15 protein-coding genes and 2 pseudogenes are annotated in these 9,133 nt (G+C 42.3%); 14 read left to right on the forward strand and 3 right to left on the reverse strand.

Annotated features, from left to right (window positions below):
- Positions 1–195, forward strand: a pseudogene (locus G1O98_RS34180) (hypothetical protein); the annotation flags it as partial.
- 67 nt (positions 196–262) lie between these two features.
- Here the strand turns inward: G1O98_RS34180 and G1O98_RS34185 are convergent.
- Positions 263–1,042, reverse strand: a complete 780-nt coding sequence (locus G1O98_RS34185) for an Rpn family recombination-promoting nuclease/putative transposase (RefSeq protein WP_163938077.1) — start codon at positions 1,040–1,042, stop codon at positions 263–265.
- 147 nt (positions 1,043–1,189) lie between these two features.
- Here G1O98_RS34185 and G1O98_RS34190 point away from each other — a divergent pair, with 147 nt between their 5' ends.
- From G1O98_RS34190 to G1O98_RS34215, 6 genes are all read left to right on the forward strand, one after another.
- The gene (locus tag G1O98_RS34190) at positions 1,190–1,390 is read left to right on the forward strand and encodes a hypothetical protein (RefSeq protein ID WP_163938080.1); all 201 of its coding nucleotides are present in this window, start codon (positions 1,190–1,192) and stop codon (positions 1,388–1,390) included.
- Positions 1,387–1,731, forward strand: a complete 345-nt coding sequence (locus tag G1O98_RS34195) for a hypothetical protein (protein ID WP_163938083.1) — start codon at positions 1,387–1,389, stop codon at positions 1,729–1,731. Before G1O98_RS34190 ends, G1O98_RS34195 begins: the two co-directional genes overlap by 4 nt.
- Positions 1,732–1,919: 188 nt before the next feature.
- On the forward strand, positions 1,920–2,111 hold the full coding sequence (locus tag G1O98_RS34200; RefSeq protein WP_163938088.1) for a hypothetical protein: 192 nt from the start codon (positions 1,920–1,922) through the stop codon (positions 2,109–2,111).
- A gap of 256 nt (positions 2,112–2,367) precedes the next feature.
- Positions 2,368–2,730: a hypothetical protein gene (locus G1O98_RS34205; RefSeq protein WP_163938091.1), complete on the forward strand. Its 363-nt coding sequence runs from the start codon at positions 2,368–2,370 to the stop codon at positions 2,728–2,730.
- Positions 2,731–2,735: 5 nt separating this feature from the next.
- Complete coding sequence (locus tag G1O98_RS34210; RefSeq protein WP_163938095.1) at positions 2,736–3,092, forward strand: hypothetical protein; 357 nt, start codon at positions 2,736–2,738, stop codon at positions 3,090–3,092.
- A 553-nt stretch (positions 3,093–3,645) separates the two neighbouring features.
- Positions 3,646–5,106 carry an aminoglycoside phosphotransferase family protein gene (locus G1O98_RS34215; RefSeq protein ID WP_163938098.1) on the forward strand — a complete coding sequence of 487 codons (1,461 nt, stop codon included), beginning with the start codon at positions 3,646–3,648 and terminating at the stop codon, positions 5,104–5,106.
- A 132-nt stretch (positions 5,107–5,238) separates the two neighbouring features.
- Here the strand turns inward: G1O98_RS34215 and G1O98_RS34220 are convergent, their stop codons facing one another.
- Complete coding sequence (locus G1O98_RS34220; RefSeq protein WP_202985845.1) at positions 5,239–5,868, reverse strand: glutathione S-transferase family protein; 630 nt, start codon at positions 5,866–5,868, stop codon at positions 5,239–5,241.
- Between G1O98_RS34220 and G1O98_RS40975 the strand changes: the two genes are divergently transcribed.
- Positions 5,867–6,001 (forward strand): hypothetical protein, encoded by a 135-nt coding sequence (locus tag G1O98_RS40975; protein ID WP_275941818.1) that lies wholly within the window; start codon positions 5,867–5,869, stop codon positions 5,999–6,001. The genes G1O98_RS34220 and G1O98_RS40975 overlap by 2 nt on opposite strands.
- Positions 6,002–6,082: 81 nt before the next feature.
- Here the strand turns inward: G1O98_RS40975 and G1O98_RS34225 are convergent, their stop codons facing one another.
- Positions 6,083–6,322 (reverse strand): hypothetical protein, encoded by a 240-nt coding sequence (locus tag G1O98_RS34225; RefSeq protein WP_163938101.1) that lies wholly within the window; start codon positions 6,320–6,322, stop codon positions 6,083–6,085.
- A 148-nt stretch (positions 6,323–6,470) separates the two neighbouring features.
- Here G1O98_RS34225 and G1O98_RS34230 point away from each other — a divergent pair, with 148 nt between their 5' ends.
- From G1O98_RS34230 to G1O98_RS34255, 6 genes and pseudogenes are all read left to right on the forward strand, one after another.
- A complete protein-coding gene (locus tag G1O98_RS34230; RefSeq protein ID WP_012413178.1) occupies positions 6,471–6,917 on the forward strand; it encodes a hypothetical protein in 447 nt (148 codons plus the stop codon).
- Positions 6,914–7,426, forward strand: coding sequence for a hypothetical protein (locus tag G1O98_RS34235; protein WP_163938105.1), 513 nt, complete (start codon positions 6,914–6,916; stop codon positions 7,424–7,426). The genes G1O98_RS34230 and G1O98_RS34235 overlap by 4 nt, the downstream gene beginning before the upstream one ends.
- Positions 7,427–7,491: 65 nt before the next feature.
- Entirely contained in the window at positions 7,492–7,812 is a 321-nt protein-coding gene (locus G1O98_RS34240; RefSeq protein WP_163938109.1) for a hypothetical protein, read from the forward strand.
- Entirely contained in the window at positions 7,802–8,242 is a 441-nt protein-coding gene (locus G1O98_RS34245; RefSeq protein ID WP_163938111.1) for a hypothetical protein, read from the forward strand. The genes G1O98_RS34240 and G1O98_RS34245 overlap by 11 nt, the downstream gene beginning before the upstream one ends.
- A gap of 3 nt (positions 8,243–8,245) precedes the next feature.
- Positions 8,246–8,533, forward strand: coding sequence for a hypothetical protein (locus tag G1O98_RS34250; RefSeq protein WP_163938114.1), 288 nt, complete (start codon positions 8,246–8,248; stop codon positions 8,531–8,533).
- 4 nt (positions 8,534–8,537) lie between these two features.
- Positions 8,538–9,133: pseudogene (locus G1O98_RS34255) on the forward strand (hypothetical protein); the annotation flags it as partial.

Raw genomic sequence — 9,133 nt, forward strand, 5'->3', positions numbered from 1 at the left:
TGCTCGGAAGAATCATACACCAGATTTTTGCAGTGTGGTTTTGATGCAGCCATTGAGTTTTTCGACACCAATTCTCAAAACTGGAACTTTGAAGAGTCAATGTCATCACCTTATAATCCCAGGAATTGGGATAATTACAAGCAGCTACAAAAAACATGGGCATTGTTGTCAACAACCCGCACTGTCACTGAGTAAAGTAAAAAAATGGGGACTTAAAATACAACCTTCGGTGAGCCGATTCAGTATAAGAATAGTCGCAAAATTACTTTTGATTCTCAGATTCTCCCTTCTGTAATTGTTGCACTGCTTCTACTGATAAACCAGTAATCCGAGCGATCGCATCAACAGTCATTCCCTCTGCCAGCATATTGACAGCAATTTGACGGGCTTTTTTATCACTCCCTTCTTCTTCACCTTCGGTTTTAATTTGTTGGTAAATCACAGACTCGCGCATTATGTCCTTCCTAAATAAACGTCTAATCACTTCTTGTTCTAATACTAACCCAGCCAGAATTGCAGAGGCAGCAGCAATATTACTTTGTTTCCGCCTGTCAGCAATTTTGTCAACAGCCGCAGATGACTGTTGTAATGTAGCAACTTTGTTCTCAGTAGCACTCAAAACCGCAAACGGCAGTAATCCTGGTGCTGCCAAAAAGATCTCTGGCGGTTGCTCCCACAAACGAATCACTGAAAATTCATGTTGTAAACTTCCAGCAATAAAAGTAGTTTGATACACCTTCTCCGATTCAGTTTTATCTAAGTAAATTACGACTTGGTGCATTCGCTTCTTGGGAAAACCGCGATACACCCTTAAACGATAATCAGCCATCCTAAACGGCATATCGTCATCAGGTTTGGTCTGAAATTCAATGTGGAGAACAACTTCATCCGATTGCAGCAATATTAAGGCATCAGCACGAATAGGTTCTAAAGACAATTCTGTAGGACTTAATTTAGTCAAAGTAATAGGTTCTCCTAACAACCAAGTAGCGAAATCAGGAGAATACATCTCAGCAATAAATTTGCAGGTGTTATCAAACATGAATGAATTTTATCAGATATCTGCTACTTCCATAAATTCAAGTCCGTGAGATCCTCTAAAGGAAAGTTCATTTCCCAGATATGCCGCCAAGTCAAGGATTTTTTTCAATGCACATCATTTAGAAATCATAGAGTTATAGCCAATATTATGCCAAGAAAATCAACTTACCCCACCTCTACTGACCAGTCCTCACTATGCCTACAATACCTCCGTAGTTGTGGTGGTAGCGCACGATTATTTGCTATCAGGTTTAGTCTCTGTGTCATACAAACATTAGTTAATCGCAAGCTGGTAAAAGTGACAAATACAGGTGCAGGATTTTTTGTGGAGTTAGACGAAGCAAAATGAAAACCCAGAAAGTAACTCATCAATCATCTTTACCTTCAAATAGCCGTAATAAATTAGTTCTACGCCGGACTCGAAAAAGATTCAACCCCAGAATTATTCTTGATCGCACCATAGAAACAACTGCAATTGTATCTTTACTTTTTACCGGATTTGCGGGAGTAGGAGCAATGGCTTCTTGGGGACTGGAGATTATTGAAATAAATGCTGAACCCAACATAATTATCTCTGGTTGGGAGCAACAGAAAAATATCTGCTTGGGTGCAATGCTGGTCAGTTTTTCCGCTTTCTTAGGAAGTTCTTTAGTCGGAGCAAGTTTCAGTATTCAACGGGATAAATTTTAGGGAGATAAACAACGATGGAAATCAAGTTAACCAAATCAAAACTCAATGCAACAGTAACGATTTACGACTTTGGGGCTTTATTACGAAGCATGAACCGCCGAAATGCCGATGATTTTCATATAAAGAAGCAAGTCAAATCGTTCAGTTGTACAGAATTTTATTTTGTTCGACAATAGAGAGAAAAACCAATGTCAAAGCTTAAATATTTAAATGTTTTTGTCGCAGCATCAGGAGCAACGGCAATGGCGATCGGCATCATTATCGGTGTTAAAGGAGCAATTGCGGAAGAGGGTGCAAAAAGTTGGATTTATGGCTTGTCTCTGATGCTAGGGGGAGTTGGATTGCAAACAATAGCTCTAGATCGTCTGTTGAAAACTTAAATTGAAGAACAAATCGACATAACTTTAGAGGAAAGACTCAAAGCGAAACCAAAGGCTTGCAAAGGATGCCGGAATTTTCATGGTATTGAATATGGGAAAGTAAAGTTCGTTTGTGCGATTCATCCACATGGGGTAGAAGGTGATACTTGCTCAGATCATGAGAAGTTCGCCAGCACCAAGCAACTAACTGAGTCAAATTAAGCCCTCATTGATTTCGGTTCAGTACATGATATTTCCAAAACTCGCTCTAATCAATATGAACACAAAGCAATTGATTCTTAAATCTGCTATTACCACTTTCGCACTTTCCACTGTTGTCAGTGGCATTGTATTTCTGTGGCAAGCAAAAGCAAATCATCCCAATATAAGCGCTAGGTTGGCTTTGTGTTTCAGCATGATGGGAACTGGATTAACCATGTTTATCGGTAGTCGGATTGAGGCAGCGCAATTTGAAGAATCGCTAAAACCTAGAGCTGTTCCCACTCCCTGCCGAGGTTGCAAGCATTTCCACGGGGTTGTTTACAACGGTGTACTTTTCAATTGCGCTGTTCATCCCAAAGGCCGGCAAGGTGATAAATGCCCCGATTGGCAAACATTTAAAAAATCTTTAGAGGAGTAAATAAAATGACATTAACTTTAGATAATCGCTCTCAAAACAAAGAATCATCCTTGACACGAGCATTGCGAGAGATACAACAGTTGAACTCCAAAATTGCTGTGTTAGAGCAGCAGCATCAAGATTATGTGCAGAAGCAACAGAATCTGATTGCCGCGATCGCTGAAATTTGTATTTCTCCAATACAGGAAATACAGGCGCTGCGGATTCTGATTTGTCGGGGAGAAGCAGCTTGTCGGCAGTACTTGCGTTCGGTGCTAGTCAAACAGGGTCAGACTTCAAAAATGACCACAGGACAAATGGAAAAACCCACTTTAAGTAAAAGAGCCAAAAACCGGGGTTTTCTGCAAAATTCAAAAAAATGAATTTTCTTTCTCATAGAGGCGCGGAATCAGTCAGGGCAAGGGATTGAGCAGATCATGAGACAGTTATTTTCACGGCATTACTATGGTTTTGAGCCTCATCGAAATCATCCGCGTGTCCCAAAGCCTTGATACTAACGTGTTTGAGGTCGAGCAGAGTCTCATGGTCTGCTTGCTTTTTACTGGAGTTTAAACTAGATGGTGAAAAAAAGCGGTCAGTTCAACAGAACTGACCACGTTTTGGTCAATGCTGAGATTTAGGGAAAAATAACAGATTGACCATGATATTTGATAAGCGTAAATACCGAGCAGTATTGGGCTTCAAGATATTCTAGAATTTTAGTAAAAGGCTCTACAATTGAGCAATCGCTAAATTTTGGGAATTTGGTACTTATGTTTATTCGTTAGCAACGCCTTGTAACTCCCTTTAGAACGAAATAAATGCTAGAGAAATTGTATCTGTCCCTTGCAAGGATTGGACGGAGCATTTCTATATGGAGTTATAAGGCTTCTCTTATGTCATTGCTGTGAATTGATAAAAGAGGAGTACCAAGTTATGAGCCAAGTAGCTGTTGTTCACTACCCGAATGTCCATTTTGACTACTACTGCATCATTCCCCATCCCACTGAGTTACAGGTGTTGCTGCTGGCTGGAGAGGATGGCTGGTCATTACCAAGTTTTGTGCCTTATGAGCATCATTTCGGCATGGTAAGTCACATCAATAAAACCATGAATGATCAACTTGGATTAAATGTTACGACTCTGCGCTGTTTTTATGAGGACTACTATTCAGATACAAATACTGGGTGCAGGGTGTATGCAATGGAAAATCATTCTTTGGATTGGATACTACCTACACATGCTCATTGGGTGAAGTCGAATGAGTTAGACCGCTTAATTGTAATTCCCAAGCTTTATCAGATTCTTAATTCCTGGTTTGCTGAAATTCAAAGTAATTCTATTCCAGAAATGCGCGTACCTTGGGCAAAATTGGGCTGGTTTGATAGAGCGTCAATTTGGATTAATCGGCAACTTGAGACTTTAAGTTTGAGTGCAACTACTCCGATTGAGCAAGTTAAATCTCAAACTCGCTCTTGTTTGTTGCGTGTCAGAACAACAGATGGAACACTTTATTTGAAGGCTGCGTATGGGATTTTTGGCACAGAAGCTACCTTCACTGATTTTCTGTCTCAACTTTATCCCGATTACTTGCCTAAACTAATCGCTGTAAATACAGAACAACAATGGATGTTGATGAGAGAGTTTGAGGGTCAGCATTTGGGTCAAGCGGTTGATGTTTCTCGATGGGAGGTAGCACTACGGCGATATGCTGAAATTCAAGTTCAGATGGCGAATCAGGTTGATCAGTTACTAGATGTTGGTTTTCCTGACCGACGAATCAATCAGCTTGCTCAAAGAATAGAACCGTTATTTGCAGATGATGCTGCGTTACTGCTCCCCCAGAATGATTCATTTCTCGAACAGTTAGACTTGGAGAAGTTACGCACTCTCATACCTCAACTGCTGTCATGGTGTGAAGTTTTGGAAACTTGTGGTGTACCTCAAACCTTAGTACATGGAGATTTTTATTGTCAAAATGTGATTGACGCGCAACAAAGCAATATTTATTTCGATTGGTCTGATAGTGCAGTTTCTCATCCGTTTTTCGATGCAGGATTCTTTCTGTTTGATATTGCACAAAAACTTCCTAATGTAGTAAATGTACAAGCGCGTCTACGGGATGCTTATTTGGAGCCTTGGACAGTGTACTTGCCAATGAAACAACTAACTTCTATATTTCAAACAACACAGCCTTTGGCTGCTTTGTATCATGCTATCGTCAGTTACGAAATTATTCAGCATCTGGAATTGGCTCATCGCTGGGAGACTGAAAACACTGTTCCCTATTATCTAAAGATGATGCTTGGGCAAATTTTTTCCCGGCTCAATTCAGGCGGAACTATTAAAAATGGTGAAAGCTATATGGGAGAAGCTTTTTCAGACCATCTTGCCTAAAATTACTTGTATCTCTGCTCAACCCCTGATGGATGCAATTGTACATGACACAGCTGCCACGAACAGGACAACTGGTATTAGCAGGAGATCATACAGCTTAGTCAAGACTGTCAAATCTATTTTTTGCGCTAGTCAGCCAGTCGGTTGCTGACGCGTGAAAACCGCTAATTGCTCGGCGAAAGCACGCTTGAAGGCGGGCCGCGTTTCGCCACGGGTGACATAGGTAGAGAGATTCGGATAGTCGTTGAGCATACCCGATTCTTTCAACCTGAGAAGCACTTCCACCATCATCAGGTCGCCTGCGCTGAATGCACCATCGAGCCAGTCGGCATCTCTAAGACCTTCGACGACACGCAGGCGCTGCTCGTACCAAGGCTGATCGCGCTCTAAGTACGTGGCCATTTCCCAATCAACGATTGGCGGCTCCATCGTGTTAAGTGCGGCAAACATCCATGCGATCGCTCGCGCTCGACTATTGGCATCGTCTGGCAACAGCCCTGTATGGCGCTTTGCGATATGGAACACGATCGCCCCCGACTCGAACAGGGCGAGATCACCTTCTTCATAGGTTGGAATTTGCCCGAAAGGATGAAGCGCACGGTGCGCGGGTTGCTTCATCTCACTGAACGAAACAAGACGAACGTTGTAAGGTTGACCCACTTCTTCGAGCGCCCAGCGAACGCGCATGTCACCCGCTAGCCCCTTGCCACCATCAGGCGACCGTTCAAAGGCGGTAATAATGGGTGTCATTGGAAAGGTCATGGTAATTTCTCCTTTCGGTGCAATTTCCTGCTTTGGGTGTGTGTTCTGTCCGGCAAGAACAGCAACTCTAGATATCAGCGTCAAAGCTGGCATTAAAAGCACCGACGGAACTACCGCAAAAAGACAGATGTAACACTATTATCAATAGTGTTACATTTTACGCGGCTTACATTGCGTCCTCAATTCAAATCTCACGTCTTAAAACGTGGATTCCCTATACCCTATCCCCTGCACTCTCTGAATCCGTCGTACTTTGTGCTTCAGGAATCAAACCCAACTGGTAACGGGCAAGAGTTCCTTGAAGGTGAAGCGCAAATCCTTTTTCCCAAAAGACGCGATGCATTTCTGACTCATTCCAGCCCTCCATTGCTTGAATCCGTTTTGCTGCTTCATACAACGGCTCTGGAATAGAAACTGCGGTCTGAACCATTTTTGGTGTAGTTTTCTTAGGCATTTTCTCCTCGACAATAACGCTTACCTAACTTTACCCCTATAGTTCTATGTTTTTGCCGAGAATTTCTTCAACACAATACCTTATGTATAGGGTTATAGATGAGGTATTTATGCTAATCTAGAATTGCAAAGATGTTACGGCTGTTTCTATGGCAGGAACAATTCTGAGGAACGAATATGAAAAAATTGTTGGTCAAGTTAGTGATTACACTTGGCCAAGAATTCTTCGTCGATTAGAAATATCTGATACCACCAGTGCCAAAGCTGGGGTAATTCTGCTGGTAAGAGCTTATGCTCAACTAAAGCTTTTAAATCCCAATCGCACCATTCGATTATCAGATGTTCAACGCTACGAATTTATTTGTTCAAACTTGCCACAATTGTCATGCAACGGCGCTCAACTCTTTGAAGCATTACAAAGACTAGAACCGCGACCATCAAAACCGACAATTTACAGATGGGGTCAAGAAATTGGAGTGCCATTTTCTGTAGATAAGATTTACACCGAATTTGAAATTCAGCAATGGGTCAAAAAAATTGCTTCTCAAACTAAATTCAAATTTCGTCAACCTAAATCAATAGGAGCCACTTCATGAACGATTTACAAGAACTTCTCATTGCTAATGGAATCGAAATGAGTTCTGAAGAACTACGCTTGTACTTGCAAAAGAAAAGCGTAGATCCCGATGCAATTACTGAGGCAGAAATTATTGCCATCTCTGACGAACTTGTGGCACTCAAAAAAGCTAGTAATTTAATTGTTTCTAGCAATGGTAAAACAGCTAAAACTACCAAACGTACTGCCAAAACCAATAAAGCTCAACAGAGCATGAGTGATTATAAAACTTCACTTGCCAATCAGGCCAAGCAGTCGTTAGCAGAAATACAGTCATTTAATTCTGCAATTACCCAAGGGACACGCGAGTTTGCCCACAAGGAGGCAGTTGAAACAATCGAGACTTTAGCTAATGTGTCTAACGAGTATCTAGCGGAAGTAGCACAGTTCGCCAAAGAATTCCAGGGAGAACCAGAAGCCTTTTTTCGGTTCGGTCAGGAGATTACATCGCTCTATCTCTCTGCTAGCAATGCAGATGCGACCGAATAAATTCATCTTGGTAGCAGCAGTACTCAATCTGCTGCTATTGACCCTTGTTTTGGGCGTGGCAATATATGGAGCAACAAGAGCAGACTCGTCACAAACAATTAAATATTCACCTGAAGAAGGACGGAGAGTTGAGTCTGTCCGGCTTAACACTAGAAAACCTGACAACAGAAGAATTCCTAGTCGTCCAGCAAATTATTGATGAGTCAAAGGCGCGATCGCATTCCAATAGACAGATTGAGGAATTGATGCAACGGGGAATGATGGCTCAAACTGCGATCGCAGCAATAACAGTATTGATGTTTTCATTCATGGGGATATATGGCATAACCCGATATATCGGCTCACAAGTTCAACAAGTTCAGGAGAGTTATAGCAATGTTAGGTAAATGGCTTCCTGGTTTATTCGGCGGTAAAGGTGATGGAGTGGTATCAACAGATTTAAGGGTTGGGGATGCTACCCAAATTGAGGGTAATTTACCTTCATCAATCCGCGATCGCTACACATTGCCAGCTTACACTACAGCAAAGCAGGTTCTTGATGAAGCAGAAGTGGCTGGCACTCTAAAAGCACAGAAGTGGTTGCACACTAAATTTTCCCGGCACAGGCTCAAGCAGTTGCAATCCTTGGCAGAGATGTATAAAAACCAATTAGCATATTCCCAAGAAGCCATGAAGGTTGAGGAAGATTTGCAGCGAACCAGGGGATTACATGGGGAGGCAGTGATCCGTCATGCCTTTGGTTCCCAGGAACAGCAGCGCCAGTTGGGGGGATATGAGAAAGCGTTTGATGAAGTGGGTGATTCATTCAGATTTTAGGTTATGCAAATCAAGCTCTCTCATATAGGATATGCAGTGTGTGGGGTTGGGCTATCAATGTTTATGGGTTATTTATCCGTTGCCAGCCCCGTTAGTAAGTACATTCTTTGGTTTATTGGCATAATCTCCATCTGCTGCATAGTTCTGGGGTTATTCAACTTTGCTGGCTTAGTCGTTAAAGGATTCGGTTTCAACCGCAAAACTTTCACCATTGGGTTAATGCCTGGAGTAATATTCCTGTTTGTCTTCTTGACTTTAGTTGCAGCCGGTGTTGCCTTGGGGGTGAGATAAGTTTATGCCATTTGAATTACAACGTCTAACTGCCAGTAGCGTCATTCATGCAGAACGGAGTATTTTATGTTCTTTAGGAGCGAGTGCAGTGTTATGTCTGTCTGCTCCTTTTTTCTTAAATACTGACCGAATAACAACCGGGATGCTACTTGGTGCTGGAACAGTCAGTGCTGGCTTATTTGGGGTATCCGCCCAAATCAGCGAAAGTAAGGAAAAAGTTTACCAGTCTTTGCTAGAAGCTGACTTAAAAGCACTCAAACAGCATTTACAAGGTGAGGCTGTTTATGATTATGTTACGACTGCGATCGCAGCCAAACGCAGAGTTGCTGACTATGTGAATCGGCTACCAGTGCAAGAGCGCCCCCGGTGGATAGCTGAATATCAGTTGCAAGGTCTGGTTACGCTCCCAGAACCAGCAGCACAACAATCACCTTCACCGACTGGTATTCCCAATCCCGATATTGCTGACATCGATGAAGAGTCGGTGCAGTCGGTGATTAATCCGGGTGCGATGAAAGTTCTTCAAGCGATCGCAGCTAATTATCCTGAGTACATCAGAATTGATGGTGCTTGGATTGATGAACTGTGTGATGCTGCATC

This window comes from Nostoc sp. UIC 10630 (assembly GCF_010747425.1).
GTDB lineage: Bacteria > Cyanobacteriota > Cyanobacteriia > Cyanobacteriales > Nostocaceae > Nostoc.